This window comes from Gammaproteobacteria bacterium (assembly GCA_013214945.1).
Lineage (GTDB): Bacteria > Pseudomonadota > Gammaproteobacteria > Enterobacterales > Psychrobiaceae > Psychrobium.
Window position 1 is genome coordinate 1 of sequence record JABSRT010000017.1, and the last position, 15,666, is coordinate 15,666.

Here is a 15,666-nt window from a genome sequence, read left to right on the forward strand (position 1 = left end):
TCCGTTAATTAACTAAGACTCAAATCTAGTTTGGCGCATTGACGCCGATTGCGCGAGCGTCCATCTCATCACCCATAAAATTTAGACGGCTAAACTTCTTGAATAAATTGGTTACTAACTGATCTCCTTTCGTCTTTGTTTTAGTGTTTTTATAGAACTGATTTTTGTAAGGTGACTAGAGCCCTATTTACCCGAATGCTTTCATTTAGAATATCTTACTGCTTGTGGTGCACTTGCATGTTGAATTCGGGCTATAATAAGCCGATTTCTTACTGGCCGTCCACCTCAGGGCGTGTCGTTATAAGTTTAGAAGAGTGCAGTATCAAAATTAATTATTGTACTTTTCTTATTAAGATTTAACTTGAGTTCTGAAGAGAAAAATTATGGCTAACATACCGAACAAAAATATTACTATTGAGCAGCTCGACGAAATGTTTAATGACATTGCCGAGCATGGTCAATGGGATTTATCAAAACCACTTCTTTGGGGGTATTTCTTTGCTGATGATGATCCTAATAAATTAGAATTGGCTATTCCTAAAATTCTATTGATGGGTTACACCGTAGTTGATATATTTCAGGCTAAAAAAGAAAATGAGAATGAGGCTGATTCATTTTATTTACATGTGGAAAAAATAGAAATTCATAATAGTAAATCTCTTGATAAGACAAATGATGAGTTTTATATTTTTGCTCATGAAAATGGACTGGGTTCATACGATGGTATGGATGTTGGACCTACTGAGCAATAAACGCTCGATTAATCGATTTACACATTGCACAGAGTACTAATTCGCTCTGTGCTAAATCAACTTAAAAACGGCTAACATTAAGGGGATCAAATGCCGGTATTACATAGACCTACTGACAATACTGGATCAGTATTATTGTGCAGAGTTTTGTAATACTACTTTGAACTTAGCTTTATTTAATTCTAATAAAAAGCTATTAAAAGACACCATTTGACAAAACTCATCGATATTATTTTCTCGTTTTGATAATGCTAGCCACTTTTCATAAAAGCTGTCTAGTTCAGACTCACTAAATGGCTTAAGTTTTCCAGATATACGCCATATAGCATCAACATCGGTAACATCTTTCAACCCCTCCTCGTTCATTTTTCCGCCAAAACATGAGACAAATAAATGAAGTTGCTGCACGTTATCTAGCTTAACCTCTTCTTCTAATTCATAGCGTGTTTCGAGTGAATTTAAGGCGTCAGTTGTTAGTTTTTTAAGGGGAATAAAAGAAAACTGTATCACTGTGATTTAAGCTCCAGTTGGTGCGTCGTTATAAAAAATATAATCTTTTTGCATGAGACCTTAAACTAATGTTTCAGCCTGAAATATGCAAGTGATTAATCATTAGGTACTTCATTAATCGTCAGATTCTTGCCTAACCCTTACAACACGTTGTGGGAAAGGTATTTCAATGTTGCCATTATTCATTGCTTTATAAACGCCATTATTGATGGCCAACTTTGTTTCTATTATCTTGGCCGTTGGGACCCAATACCGATAGCTAATTGTCACACCACTGGCCGCAAAACATTCAATGCCAATTTGAGCGTTGGGATTTTCAGCCACCAATTCGTGTTCGTTTAATACTTGCTCAATAAGGCTAATTGCATCGTCAGAATTTGCGTCGTAACTAATATCAATTTCTCCCTTAACTAGTGAGAACTTAAACGAATTATGTATTATTTCGCCAACAATGTGTTTATTGGGTACCGTGATTTCAACGTTGTCTTCATTGATCAAAATGGTATGACCTAATTCAATCGTTTTAACTTGCCCGCAAACATGCTTAACCTCAATCGTATCGCCAACAACAAACGGGCGCGTCGCGTCGCGATAATCGCAAGGCCTGCACCATAGTTTGACAACATACCTTGTAAGGCTAAACCTGCGCCTAGCGATGCCGCGCCAATCGCCGCAATAAAAGGCGTAACACTAATGCCAATTTTACCTAAGGTGATAATAACAACTGTGATAGTCAGCAGCACTTTAACGACACTGCTCACAAAATTTGTGAGCGTAATATCGACGTTGTGACGACTCATGATGTTAAACACAACCGCGCCTAACTTCTTAGCTACCCACAATCCAATCAATAGAATGAAAATAGCACCAACGAACTGTGCACTATAGGTCAGCAAGTACTCAGTTAACATGGCGTAATATTTTTCAAACTGTTCGATTTCGCTATTCATTATAAGATGCTCATTGGACGGGGTTTATATATTGATATAATAACAGGTACTTATCGGAAAAATATAATGTCCGGCATAAAAAATGATTACACCTACCAATTAAGCATATGATCACTCGCTTTTTCGCGATAGCGATTTACCGTTGTTGTTTGTAGTGGCGCTGGGCATCTGGCCCAGACTAACTGTATAATGCGATACCTCTTCGACTTTACAATCAAAGCTTTCTTTAATGCCAACCACAAATTCAATCACTAATTCAATCAGCTTAAAAGAACTCGCTGCGCCAAGCCCAAATCACCAACACTTCAAAATATTTAAGCCATATGGTTTTTTAAGTCAGTTTGTACCGGAATCACGCAAGAAGAAACATCTATTAGGCGAGCTATATAACTTCCCCGATAAAACGATGGCGATAGGCCGACTAGATCACGACTCTGAAGGCTTATTGTTACTCACAACCGACGGTATGATGAGCCACAAAGTCAGATCCAAAGGAATAGAGAAAGAGTACTACGTGCAAGTCGATGGCACGATTACTGAAGAAGCGATGTCTCTGCTTCAAAATGGTGTTGAGATTGGTATTAATGGCACTAAATATTTAACCCTGCCTTGTAAAGCTTTCAAGCTAGATGGTGAGCCTCAACTCCCTGCTCGTGGTCGTAAAATTCGAGATCCGAGACATGGCCCTACTAGTTGGGTATCTATCACTTTGTGTGAAGGGAAAAATCGTCAGATAAGAAAAATGACGGCTGCAGTTGGCTTTGCCACATTAAGACTAGTCAGAGTTCGGATTGGCGACATCCATATCGATAACTTACTCGCCGGTGATGTTGTTACACTACCAAATTTTGACGCGGCACTTATATAGCTAATTCTTTAAACATTATAGCTAACACCTCAAAAATTTAACCCTTTACGCACAATGCCACCTCAGCCTTTTCGTATTTATTTTATCCAATTACCTCCTCGCTGTGTTCACATGCTGAACAGTTAGTGTGAATTACCGACAAGCTGTCCAAAAAAGCCGATAAATTTAATCATTTTTTTAGATATAGTGCTTCCCATCGTTCATTTCTTTGGGCTATTCTAGACAAATAATTTAAAACAAAAACAACACGAGGTTTTCATGAATTTAACAAGACGTTCACTTCTAAGTATCTTAGTTTCAGCCACTTTAGTGTTACCGCTGGTTGGCCACACTGCCTATGCCAGCCAAAAACACGTAGCCATTACCCAAATTGTTGAACACCCAGCATTAGACGCGGTTCACAATGGCGTAAAAGACGAATTGGCCGCTCAGGGTTATACCGAGGGAAAAAATTTAAAATTGTCATTTGAAAGTGCTCAAGGCGCGCCTTCAACTGCGGCGCAAATCGCCAAGAAATTCGCTGGCGAACAACCTGATGTTGTCGTTGGCATTGCCACGCCATCAGCCCAAGCACTTGCATCTTCGGCGCGCGGTATTCCATTAGTATTTTCAGCGGTTACCGACCCAGTTGGCGCAAAATTAGTCAAATCAATGGACAATGCCAACGGTGGTTATATTACCGGTGTTTCTGATTTATCACCGATTGATAGCCACATGGCCTTGGTTAAAACTATCGTGCCACATGCGACTCGACTGGGCGTTATTTATAACCCAGGTGAAGCTAACTCAGCGACTTTAGTTGATCTCGTTAAAAAGTTCGCTCCGGCTCATGGCATGACTGTCGTCGAAGCTGGCTCGCCACGTTCTTCTGATGTATTAGCCGCTGCACGCTCATTAGTTGGCAAGGTTGACGCAATTTATGTGCCTACTGATAATACCGTGGTTTCAGCCTTTGAAGCCGTGATCAAAGTAGCCGCTCAAGCAGACATTCCGGTGATTGCTGCCGATACCGATACCGTTAAGCGTGGTGCTATTGCTGCACAAGGCTTTAACTACTACGATCTTGGCCGTCAAACTGGCAAAATGGTGGTTGCTATTTTAAATGGTAAAAATGTTGGTGATATTCAACCTCAAGGCGTTGATAAGACCGAATTATACGTTAACCCTGAAGCCGCTAAAACGATGGGTATTACTTTGTCTGAAGATTTCATTAAGTCAGCCAAACAAATCGTAAAAACAATGACTAACGCTGAAAGAAAAGCCGCAGCCGAACAAGAGAAGTAATTTTAATGTCTATGATAGCAGCGCTTGGTGCGCTTGAAAGTGGGTTGGTATTTGCACTTGTTGCTTTTGGGGTTTTCTTATCTTTTAGAGTACTCGAGTTTCCCGACCTAACCGTTGACGGGAGCTTCCCGCTGGGAGCTGCCGTTAGCGCCATTATGATCGTGTCAGGTGTTAACCCTTGGTTAGCAACCCTCGCCGCGTTCGGTGCAGGCATGTGCGCGGGTACCGTCACCGCTTTCCTTAATACCAAACTCGGTATTTTGAACTTACTGGCCTCGATCTTAACCATGATTGCACTTTATTCAATTAATCTGCGCATTATGGGTAAGCCAAATGTTGCCTTATTAGGCGATGTCACGGTATTAACACCGACTGAAACATGGGGCATGCCTTATTATATGGCCACCCCACTCGCTTTTGCGATTGTAGTGGTCATTGTGTTTTTTATCTTGCTCAAGTTTTTAAATTCACAACCTGGTCTAGCAATGCGTGCGACTGGTGCTAACGCTCGTATGGCTCGTGCACAAGGCATTAATACCGACCGCATGATTATTCTTGGTATGGCGGTGTCGAACGGCTTAGTCGGTTTAGCCGGCAGTTTGTTTGCGCAAAGCCAAGGAAGTGCCGATATTACGATGGGCGTTGGGGTGATTGTTATTGGCCTAGCATCGGTCATTGGTGGCGAAGCTATTATTCATCCTAAAACCTTATTGTTAGCGTTATTAGCCTGTATTGTTGGCTCGATTTTGTATCGATTTGCGATTGCATTGGCCCTTTATGCTGATTTTATCGGGCTAAAAGCTCAAGATTTAAATCTGGTCACTGCTATTCTAGTTACCCTAGCTATTGTTGCTCCGCAGTTAAAAGCTAAATTTAATAATCGACGTAGCCGGAGCTCAAATTAATGATCCATTTACAAGACATTAAAGTCACCTTTGGTGAAGGAACCCCATTAGAAACGCGTGCCGTTCGTGGAATAGATATCACGATTAATCAAGGTGAATTCGTTACTGTGATTGGCAGTAACGGCTCGGGCAAGTCAACATTGCTTAATTCGCTGAGTGGTGAAGTAAGCATTAGCAGCGGTAAAATCCAAGTCGGTGATACTGATATCACCAATTGGTCAACCTCGAAGCGGGCCAAGCTTATTTCACGGGTGTTTCAAGATCCGTTAGCGGGTAGTTGTGAGAATTTGACCATTGAAGAGAATATGGCACTGGCCTGGTACCGTGGTCAAAAAACTGGCTTTGGTTCAGCGCTAAATTCTAAAAACAGAGCGGTATTTAAAAAGCAATTAGCACGTTTGGGGCTCGGCTTAGAACACCGAGTTAAAGATAAAATTGGTTTACTCTCTGGTGGTCAGCGCCAAGCTATTAGCTTGTTAATGTCGGCCTTACAGCCGGCCAAGATTTTACTGTTAGATGAACACACCGCTGCGCTTGATCCTAAAACGGCAGCTTTTGTGATTGAGCTAACCTGTGAAATTATTGAAGAAAACAAGCTTACCGCATTAATGGTTACTCACAGCATGCAGCAGGCGTTAGAAGTGGGCACCCGAACTATTATGTTGCACGAAGGCAAAGTGGTTTTTGATGTTAGTGGTGAAGATCGTAAAGGTTTAACCGTAAGTGATTTGCTTGATTTATTTAAGAAAAATCAACATGGTGCTGAGTTAAGTGACGACAGTTTACTGCTCGGCTAACGGCCAAGTTAAGCTAAGATAATAATTAAGGAGCTTCGGCTCCTTTTTTTTGTTATGACGTTAACGAATTTGGTATCATTGACGCTGAACTGATTTAACGCAATTTTCGGATTACCTCATGAAGCACCAACATGGCCTCGGCTGCGCGCAACACCACATTGCAGTATATATAGCAAACCGACCGCCCATTGAGCCCTACTGCAGTCAACAGCAATTTAGCCCGCTAGTACAAGATGAAATAACAACTATTGGCCAGCAATGTGGCAATGGCTGGCGTAAAGTTTTTAATGTTTACGCTAAACTGCTTTATGCGCTTAATCCATCCCAGTTCAATTTTTCGAGCTTGGCACCAACCTGGCAGATTTTTCGTGACCATCACCTGCTGCAAACTAATTCGCACACCGCGTTATTTTTTAGCCCGCCCCAGCTTACCAACAAAATCCTTATCGATAACGAACTGAATGATAAAGAGCTGAACAATAAAACGCTTAAAACAAACAAACCGAGCATTCACATTATTATCGGTCGTACTTATGCCAGATCGCTGCTAGCCAGTGGTCAATTAACGGTTACATTAGATTGGTTAGATGATGAGTTCGCTATTAACCGCGAGCAACGCGTAATTGTGTGTCCCTATTTTGACTATCGGCAGCTGTCCAATGTAAAAATAGCAAGGTTAGCGCTGATGATTGAGGAGTTAAACAAGAGCGAACTTAATCACTCAGATGGAGCTCGGCATGAACTTGGACTAGATATTGCTGCCACGCCATCACAAGTGGCCAGTGAGCTAGTTTGCCCGCAGTGTCTCAAGCGTAATCAATGTGGTATTAGCGCTGGGCGATCAACGTGTTGGTGTTTTAACCAACCTCGAGTAGAACCGGAGCTAATAACTGAGCCCATTAGAGTTTTGGATCAGTGTTTGTGCAGTAAGTGCTTAAATTATTTTTCAAAATCTAAAGGCTAATACCTTAAAAACTCACCTTAAAAACTAGCCTTAAAACTAGCTGATCGAATAAGCTAGTTTCTTAAGCGCACACTTGGCAACCTAGCTCTTTTTTTGCTAAATACATTTGCCTATCGGCTTGTTGAACTAACTCTTCCGATTCTAGTTGAGTTTCGTAGGTTGATTCAGCAATGCCCATGCTTATTGAATAGTCAGGGTATTTATTAACAAATTTATCGATTATTTTTTGGCACACTCCTTCGGCATCTTTTAAAGAGCAATCGGGTAATAATACGCAAAATTCATCACCGCCATAACGGCAAGCATAATCAACCACTCGAATACTACCAAGCATGCAAAGCGATAAATGCTTGAGCACTTCGTCGCCAACGACATGACCACATGTATCATTGATCTGTTTGAAATGGTCAATATCAAAATAAACTAATGATACTGATGTTTTCTTTCGTTGTGATAACGCCAGCTCGCGGCCCAAAAATTCATGCAATGCGCGGTGGTTGTAAATGTTGGTTAGGGGATCTAGCTGGGCTTGTTCTTTTAATTCTTGGGTACGCTCAGCCACTACCGCTTCCAAACTGGTGGCGTAATCTTCAGTCTTTTTCTGGGCAATTTTAATTTCGTTAACCATGGTATCAATATAGGTATCGAACACTAAAGTTATATCAAAATAGAATAATTTTTCCAGCGCCACTAAGGTTGCTGTTAATTGATCATGATCGGGAATAAATGCGGATAATACTTCTGTGACGACAGCTTTTAGTTGTCTTACACTGGCCAAGTAAAGCTTAGGGTCAACCCCTATTCGTTTATGGACTAGTCCAATACGCAGTCGGTTATTAACATATTCGTCGTCGTAATTGCCTGAAAATAAATCGAGAATATATTTTCGCTGCGCCGATTGTAGACGCTGCAAAGTATCAGCGTCGCCAATTAATAAGGATATTTCATCAACTTGAGTTTGATTTTCATAAAACTCAAACACCATGTCATCGATGTTAGCTTCAACCATCAGCTTATGGCTGCTTAATAAGGCTAAATCTGCATGAGTAAGATTCAATAGTTCTTTGCGCTGCGCAATTTCAAACGAAGTGATCTTCATTTGTTCAATAAGGCTTTGATCGGTTAACTTCAATTCCCTTCCCCAATTCTCGATTTATAATCCATTTTAAATCTCTATTACTTAACGGGTACGTTGCGTACAAAACCGTTATGAATTAAATACTATATGCCTAATTAAAATAAAATTATAGTGTTTTTATCCTAATACAAATAAATAGTTTTAAGGCGATAAAACAAAAAACCACGACAACAAGTCTGTTATCGTGGTTTTAAAATCAGCAAAATTCAACTATTTGCTATTTGCTATTTGCTATTTGCTATTTGCTATTAAAACAGTGGGCTACAGTCGCTCAATCAATGCTGCAATGCCTTGTCCACCACCGATGCACATAGTAACAACGCCATATTTACCTTGTACTCGTTGCAACTCATGAATAGCTTTAACCGTAATGACCGCGCCCGTTGCCCCAATGGGATGACCCAGCGAGATCCCAGAACCATTAGGGTTAACCTTTGTCATATCTAGCTCTAAGTCACGAGCTACAGCCAATGCTTGAGCGGCAAATGCTTCATTAACCTCCCACACATCAATCTGATCTTTTGTAATACCGGTTTTTTCTAATAATTTTTTAACCGCAGGCACTGGGCCAATACCCATAATTTCAGGATCGACCCCAGCAAAGGCATAACCCACTAGTTTTGCTAACGGTTTTAGTCCCTTTGCCTTGGCATAATCACTATCGGCCATGATCACAGCGGCAGCGGCGTCGTTAATACCAGACGCATTGCCAGCGGTAACGCTACCCTCTTTTTTAAACGCTGGGCGTAATTTTGCCATATCAGCTAGGGTGCAGTCATAACGAATATGTTCATCGGTAACATAATCAACACTGCCGCAACGTGACTTTAATTCAACCGCAACAATTTGATCAACAAAGCGCCCTTGCTCAGTAGCATGCTGCGCGCGACGATGCGATTCAACCGCAGCTAAGTCTTGCTCTTCGCGGTTAATGTTCCAGCGCGTTGCGATATTCTCAGCAGTAATGCCCATGTGTGTATCGCCAATTGGACAGGTTAATGCACCCACCATAGGATCAACCATTTGCGCGTCGCCCATCTTACTGCCAAAACGTGCCGTAGGTAGCCAATATGGCACGCGTGACATAGATTCAGCGCCACCAGCAACAGCAACATCACAGTCATCGAGCAATAATAATTGCGCTGCCGAAATAATGGCTTGTAAGCCAGAGCCACATAAGCGATTAACCGTTAAAGCGGGTGTTTCTACCGGTAAACCACCGTTAATAGCAGCAACGCGACTCATATACATATCGCGACGATCGCTGTGGGTTACAGTACCAATAACACAATGACCGACATCTGCTTTATCAACGTTAGCGCGCTCAACCGCAGCAGCAACCATCTGCCCTGCTAAGTCAGTCGGTGCAACGCCTTTTAACGAGCCACCAAAATCACCAATTGCAGTACGTACCGCACTTAAAAATACAACTTCACGAGTTGACATATATTTTCCCTTAGCCTTTTTAGCCAGTAAATATTTTTAATTAAAATACCATTTCCGGTACATTTTCTGGTACCACTAATTCACCGGCGGTTAATTTAATAATTTCTTCAACTGAGACGCCAGGAGCACGTTCTAGCAAATGAAATTTGCCTTGTTTTATTTCAAGAAAGGCCAAATCGGTCAGGACTTTTTTAATGCAACCTTTGCCCGTTAACGGCAAGCTGCATTCGCTCAATAACTTTGAAGCGCCCGCTTTAGAAGCATGAGTCATCGTCACAATAATGTTGTCAGCGCCCGCGACTAAGTCCATTGCCCCGCCCATGCCTTTAATCAGCTTGCCAGGGATCATGTAAGAAGCAATATTGCCTTGGCAATCAACTTCAAACGCGCCTAATACCGTTAAGTCCACATGACCACCGCGGATCATTGCAAAAGATTCAGCAGAATCGAACAACGAAGCGCCAACGGCCATTGTTACCGTTTGCTTTCCAGCATTAATTAAATCAGCATCGATCTCTTGTTCGGTCGGAAATTGCCCCATGCCTAATAATCCATTTTCGGATTGCAACATCACTTCAATGTCTTTAGGCACGTAATTGGCCACTAAGGTTGGAATGCCTATCCCTAAATTGACATAATAGCCATCTTGTAATTCTTGCGCTACACGTTGTGCTATCTGCTCTCTGGTAAGTGCCATGTTATGCTCCTATGCTGAACGCGTGGTGCGTTGTTCAATAATTTTTTCGAATTGACCAACAATAACGCGGTCGACATAAATACCTGGGGTGTGGATTTCATCGGGATCGAGTTCGCCGGGCTGAACAAGCTCTTCTACTTCAACCACGGTAATTTTTCCTGCGGTGGCCGCTAGCGGATTAAAGTTACGAGCAGTTTTTCGATACACTAAATTACCCAAAGTATCGGCTTTCCACGCTTTAACGATTGCAAAATCGCCGGTGATCGCTTGTTCTAAAATATAATGGCGGCCGTCAAACTCTCGGGTTTCTTTACCTTCCATCACCGGCGTACCGTAACCAGTCGCGGTATAAAATGCCGGAATGCCAGCACCACCAGCGCGCATTTTCTCAGCCAAGGTGCCTTGAGGTGTTAATTCAACGTCGAGCTCACCGGCCATCATCTGTGCTTCAAAGTTTGCGTTTTCACCAACATAAGAGGCGACCATTTTTTTAATTTGACGGTCTAGTAATAACAGACCTAAACCATGTTCAGTAGTACCACAGTTATTAGAGACGACAGTTAAATCTTTGGTCCCCTTTTTTTGAATCTCTTTGATCAAATTCTCAGGGATCCCGCATAAGCCAAAACCACCAGCGATCACTGTCATGCCATCTTCTAGACCAGCCAAAGCCTCTTGATAACTATTTACTACTTTATTAAAACCCGCCATTTTACTCTTCCTCAAATTGCTATTGGTGAATTAGTTAACCAATCAAGTTGAGTTTAAGCATCCTATATGTTTATATATTTAACAATTTTAATTAATTCAACAATTGATTAATTTTATAAATATATAATCCGCTTTATTATTTACTCGGTACACCGACACTTTTATGAATGTTACTTTAAAACAAATTCGAGCTTTTGTAGCTATTGCTCAAACCAGTAGCTTTGCCCAAGCCAGTGAGCTAGTGCATTTGTCGCAGCCGGCATTAAGCATTAGCATTAAAAATTTAGAACAAAGCATCGGCGGGCAATTGTTTGCCCGTACTACCCGCAGTGTAGTGTTAACACCTGAGGGAAAAACATTTTTCCCCATCGCAAAGCGGTTATTAACCGATTGGGATGCCGCTTTTTCCGATCTCAATAATTTGTTTGCTTTAAACCGTGGCACCTTAACCATGGCGGCCATGCCCTCTTTTGCCAGCACCTTGCTGCCAGCGCATATTCAACAATACCATCAGCAATATCCCGCCATAAATATCAAGGTTCATGATGTTATTGCAGAAGACAGCGTCGCGATGATCCGTTCTGGCGAGGCTGAGTTTGCGGTATCTTTCGATCCTGGCGTGTCCGATGATCTTGATTTTGAACCTCTGTTTACCGATCGGTTTATTGTTGCCTTACCTGCCAAGCACCCACTGGTTAAGCAACAAGAGATTCATTGGCAAGATATTGCCAATGAACCTTTTATATTATTGCAGCGGCCATCAAGTATTCGCCAGCTGATTGAGCAAGCACTGCTTGAGCAAGGAATTGAATTACAAGTTGAATTTGAAGCGAATCAATTAGCAACTATTGGCCAAATGGTAGCGACGGGGTTGGGGGTTAGTGCCATGCCTGCGTTATGTCAAACACAGTTGCATTCATTAGGTGTGATATGTCGACCCATTGCAGAGCCGACAGTGAGTCGACGCGTAGGCATAATTACCAGTCATCGCGCGCCACTGTCGTTGGCCGCTCAAGAATTTAAACAGCTAATTAGTCGAGCTTATCCAACATAAATTGCGGTGGCCGGAGCAAAACCAATAATATCCTAAGCCGCTAGCTCTAAGTTAATAGCTCCTAAGCTAACTGCATCCTAAACCGCTAAGCTAATCGTATGGCTGATGGTCGCGGTACCACCGACGCTGACATGGGTGATTTGAGCGCCTTGATGATCAATAACCGCGCTCAGGCGTGAGCTTTGTGCCATTAAGCGGCCTTGCTCAAAAACAAACGCTGTTGGCGCGTCGGGTAAATGACGATGCAAATAACAGGCTAATGCGCCACTAGAACTGCCAGTGGCTGATTCTTCGTTGATGCCAAACAATGGCGCAAAGTTACGGCAATGGGCGGAAAATTTATTCGGTTGGTCGGTTAACTCAAATAAATGAAAACCAACCAAATCATGCGCACGACAAAACTGAGCTATTGCGTGGTGATCTGCCACCACTTGATCGAGCCCGCCAGCAACTATCGGTACTATTAAATCAGCCAGCCCAGTGGCGACCACTTCAAGCGGTAATTGGGTGGCATCAATAAGTTCAGGAGAAATATTTAGCATCGCGGCAATTTGCGCAGCTGCAAAGCGGGCACCAAATGTTGGTAAAGCCAATTGCATTAACACCGCGTTTTGAGCGTCGATCGTTACCGTCAAAATGCCCGCTTTGGTCACTTGGCTCAGTTGCTTTGCCTTTAACAATTGACGTTGTTGCATTAAGCAATAGACCGCCACTGTGGCATGGCCACAAAAGTCAACTTCAGCGGTCGGGGTAAAGAATCGGACTGCGAAATCGGCTAACGCTGAAGACATCACAAAAGCAGTTTCAGATAAACCAACTTGCCTAGCAATAGCCTGCATTTGTTGGGCACTTAACCAATCTGCATTTAACACCACACCCGCTGGGTTACCACCGCTGCCATCTCGGGTAAACGCATTTAAAATAACTACTTCTACCTTCATATACTCTGCTTTTAGATGATGTAATTAACGATATTTATTAACAATTTCTTGCCACGAAGCACTGAGTATATCTTGCGCCAACAACTGCTGACAATCGTTAATATTCAATGCAGGACTAAAGATAAACCCTTGAATAAAGTGACAACCCGATTGGCGTAAAAACTCCAATTGTTGTTCGGTTTCAACACCTTCTGCAATCACCTCTAGTCCTAGTTTTAACGCTAATTCAAGTACGGTTGAGGTTAATATTTGGCTTTTAATGTCACAGCCAATGCCCTTAACAAATGAGCGATCAATTTTAATTAAATCAATTTCATAATCAATTAAGTAATTTAGCGATGAATAACCGGTACAAAAGTCATCTAGAGCAATTTTAATGCCTTTGCGTCTTAATTGTGCGAGGGCTTGTTTAGCGTAACGATTTTCGGACATTGCAATTGATTCGGTTATTTCAATCACTATCGATTCATAAGGCAGGCCTGCTGCTGCAATTGTTGCAGCTATCGACTGCTGTTTTATTTCATTGGTGTAAAATTCACTGATCGAGCGGTTAATTGAAAAACAAATTTGCTGATAACCTTGCTGATGTAGCGCCTTTAAGTCTGAACAAGCGCGATCTAATACAAAATTACCGACTTGGGAAATTAAACCAAACTCTTCTGCAATCGGGATAAATTGTTCTGGTGAAATAAAACCGCCATCGCCATCTGGCCAGCGTACGAGCGCTTCAAACTTAGCAATAGTGTTACGGCTGATATCAACAATTGGCTGATAAAATACTTGTAATTTTTGCTGTTCAAGGGCCTGAATTAACTGTTCTTTTAATTCCAATTTACGCTGGTATTGACGTTGTAATTTAACATCGTAATAAGCAATGCAGTTTCTTCCTGTTTGCTTAGCATTAGCCATTGCATTACTAGCATGGCGCAATAATAACTTGGCTGTTAGCCCCGAGTCGGGGTACATCGCGACCCCAATGCTTACCGTGACATTTATAGAAAAATCAGCCACCTTAATACCGTGATGAAAACTGCGCTGAATTTTTTTGACAATTTTTTTGGCTTTTTCCTGACTGCTATATGCTAATAATAAGGTAAACTCATTGCCACCGTAGCGACAAACAATATCGTGCTCACTGGTTATTTTTGTCAGTTGCTGCGCCGTTTCAACTAACAATAAATCGCCGACGTCATTGCCGTAGATATCATTAATTTCTTTAAAATGATCTAAATCAATGCAAACAACGGCACTGATACCAATGCTACCATTGCCCTGTAAGTGTAACTCTAGTTGTTCAATAAAGGCCCGGCGGTTCGTTAACTTGGTCAGCGGATCACATTCAGCATAAAAACGTAATTGGTGCTCAGTTGCTTTCCACTGTGAGATGTCTCGAAAAATCGCGACATAATGGCTAATATTGCCTTGCTCATTGGTGACCCGATTAATGACTAACTCTTCGGGGAACACTTGACCATTTTTATGCTTATTCCACAACTCGCCTTTCCAATGACCCTGTTGATTAATCGTGTGCCACATTTGTTGATAAAAGTCTTGATCTTGCAGCCCAGAGGAAAGCACGTTAGGGTTGCGACCACATAGCTCGGTTTGGCTATAACCTGTTAGCTGCTCCAGCGCTTGATTAACCGAAATTATCTTGTTTTCGCTGTTCGTGATCATCACCGATTCACTGGTATGATTAAACACAAAGTCTGACAGCTGCTTATCTAAGTTTAGTTGAGATAATTCAGTGACATCTTGCACCGTACCCTCAAAATATAGCGGACGTTCGCCAAGCACATCACTTGACTGACCAATGACATGTAGGTGCTTGTGGTTACCATTGGCTAAGACGATTCGATAAGTAATCTCAAATGCTGTTTTTTTGCCACTGGCGATAGCACTTAGCACTTCGAGTACCCGCGCGCGATCATCAACGTGAACATACTCGGTTAATTCCTGACAGCTAATATCGCCAACCGCCGGATCTAACTCAAATATCCGATAAACTTCATTGCTCCACGAATATAGATTATGACTGATGTCCCAACGCCAGCTGCCCATTTTTGTTACTCGCTCGCCCGTTTCTAACTGGGCGAGCAATTGGTTGGTGCTGTGTTGATGCCCAGTCAATCCCCCTTGCTGTGTGCTAATGTGACTTAAGGTTAATAACCAATCCACGGCAGCTGTATGTTCTACTACTGGCTGTTTAAACAAACACACCAGTAAGCCGATTTCTTGATTGTCATCGTCGTACAACAGGCTACCAATAAAGGCTTGCGCCTTGAATTTTTTAAGCACCCGATCCGTTGGAAACGATTGCTGGACATCCGCAGCATAACTGACAAGCTCTTTATTGCTCAGCAGTTGCTGACAAGGTGATCCGGCTAATTGATAAACAAAGCTATCGCCCTGCTGACCGGCAGCAAGGTGATATAGGGTGTCCATTTGATCAGCGCCAGGCTTTAGTGATGCAACAAAACAATGGTCTGGTTGCAGCTGCTTATATACCATATTAAGTGTATTTTTAATGGCGCTGTTTTCGTAACATGAACAGCCTAATTGCTTGATTTTATTTTCCATCGCGATGGCCTAATCCTGATTAAAAACAATTCTAGTTAAAACGATTTTATTTAAAAAAATCTTAATTAA

Annotated in this window: 14 protein-coding genes and 1 pseudogene; 7 read left to right on the forward strand and 8 right to left on the reverse strand. The window is 42.0% G+C overall.

Going from position 1 to position 15,666, the window contains the following annotated elements; translation table 11 throughout:
• The first annotated feature begins 383 nt into the window (after positions 1 to 383).
• Positions 384 to 752 (forward strand): ribonuclease E inhibitor RraB, encoded by a 369-nt coding sequence (locus HRU23_13415; protein ID NRA55137.1) that lies wholly within the window; start codon positions 384 to 386, stop codon positions 750 to 752.
• Positions 753 to 884: 132 nt separating this feature from the next.
• Here HRU23_13415 and HRU23_13420 read toward each other — a convergent pair whose 3' ends face one another.
• Entirely contained in the window at positions 885 to 1,262 is a 378-nt protein-coding gene (locus tag HRU23_13420; GenBank protein ID NRA55138.1) for a hypothetical protein, read from the reverse strand.
• Between the two features lie 114 nt (positions 1,263 to 1,376).
• Positions 1,377 to 2,215, reverse strand: a pseudogene (locus HRU23_13425) (mechanosensitive ion channel family protein).
• A gap of 226 nt (positions 2,216 to 2,441) precedes the next feature.
• Here HRU23_13425 and HRU23_13430 point away from each other — a divergent pair.
• The 5 genes from HRU23_13430 to HRU23_13450 all read left to right on the forward strand — a co-directional run bounded on the left by HRU23_13430 (position 2,442) and on the right by HRU23_13450 (position 7,030).
• Positions 2,442 to 3,080, forward strand: a complete 639-nt coding sequence (locus HRU23_13430) for a pseudouridine synthase (protein ID NRA55139.1) — start codon at positions 2,442 to 2,444, stop codon at positions 3,078 to 3,080.
• Positions 3,081 to 3,338: 258 nt separating this feature from the next.
• Entirely contained in the window at positions 3,339 to 4,364 is a 1,026-nt protein-coding gene (locus tag HRU23_13435) for an ABC transporter substrate-binding protein (GenBank protein NRA55140.1), read from the forward strand.
• A gap of 5 nt (positions 4,365 to 4,369) precedes the next feature.
• Positions 4,370 to 5,269, forward strand: a complete 900-nt coding sequence (locus HRU23_13440; protein ID NRA55141.1) for an ABC transporter permease — start codon at positions 4,370 to 4,372, stop codon at positions 5,267 to 5,269.
• Positions 5,269 to 6,066, forward strand: a complete 798-nt coding sequence (locus HRU23_13445) for an ABC transporter ATP-binding protein (protein NRA55142.1) — start codon at positions 5,269 to 5,271, stop codon at positions 6,064 to 6,066. Before HRU23_13440 ends, HRU23_13445 begins: the two co-directional genes overlap by 1 nt.
• A gap of 118 nt (positions 6,067 to 6,184) precedes the next feature.
• Entirely contained in the window at positions 6,185 to 7,030 is an 846-nt protein-coding gene (locus tag HRU23_13450; protein ID NRA55143.1) for a cysteine-rich CWC family protein, read from the forward strand.
• 61 nt (positions 7,031 to 7,091) lie between these two features.
• Here HRU23_13450 and HRU23_13455 read toward each other — a convergent pair whose 3' ends face one another.
• The 4 genes from HRU23_13455 to HRU23_13470 all read right to left on the reverse strand — a co-directional run bounded on the left by HRU23_13455 (position 7,092) and on the right by HRU23_13470 (position 11,022).
• On the reverse strand, positions 7,092 to 8,162 hold the full coding sequence (locus tag HRU23_13455; protein ID NRA55144.1) for a GGDEF domain-containing protein: 1,071 nt from the start codon (positions 8,160 to 8,162) through the stop codon (positions 7,092 to 7,094).
• A gap of 267 nt (positions 8,163 to 8,429) precedes the next feature.
• Entirely contained in the window at positions 8,430 to 9,614 is a 1,185-nt protein-coding gene (gene bktB / locus HRU23_13460) for a beta-ketothiolase BktB (GenBank protein NRA55145.1), read from the reverse strand.
• Positions 9,615 to 9,654: 40 nt separating this feature from the next.
• A complete protein-coding gene (locus HRU23_13465) occupies positions 9,655 to 10,311 on the reverse strand; it encodes a CoA transferase subunit B (GenBank protein ID NRA55146.1) in 657 nt (218 codons plus the stop codon).
• A 9-nt stretch (positions 10,312 to 10,320) separates the two neighbouring features.
• Positions 10,321 to 11,022 carry a CoA transferase subunit A gene (locus HRU23_13470; protein ID NRA55147.1) on the reverse strand — a complete coding sequence of 234 codons (702 nt, stop codon included), beginning with the start codon at positions 11,020 to 11,022 and terminating at the stop codon, positions 10,321 to 10,323.
• 163 nt (positions 11,023 to 11,185) lie between these two features.
• Here HRU23_13470 and HRU23_13475 point away from each other — a divergent pair, with 163 nt between their 5' ends.
• A complete protein-coding gene (locus tag HRU23_13475) occupies positions 11,186 to 12,076 on the forward strand; it encodes a LysR family transcriptional regulator (protein ID NRA55148.1) in 891 nt (296 codons plus the stop codon).
• Between the two features lie 77 nt (positions 12,077 to 12,153).
• Here the strand turns inward: HRU23_13475 and HRU23_13480 are convergent, their stop codons facing one another.
• Positions 12,154 to 13,017, reverse strand: a complete 864-nt coding sequence (locus tag HRU23_13480) for a PhzF family phenazine biosynthesis protein (GenBank protein NRA55149.1) — start codon at positions 13,015 to 13,017, stop codon at positions 12,154 to 12,156.
• A gap of 24 nt (positions 13,018 to 13,041) precedes the next feature.
• Positions 13,042 to 15,597: an EAL domain-containing protein gene (locus HRU23_13485; GenBank protein NRA55150.1), complete on the reverse strand. Its 2,556-nt coding sequence runs from the start codon at positions 15,595 to 15,597 to the stop codon at positions 13,042 to 13,044.
• Between the last annotated feature and the right edge of the window lie 69 nt (positions 15,598 to 15,666).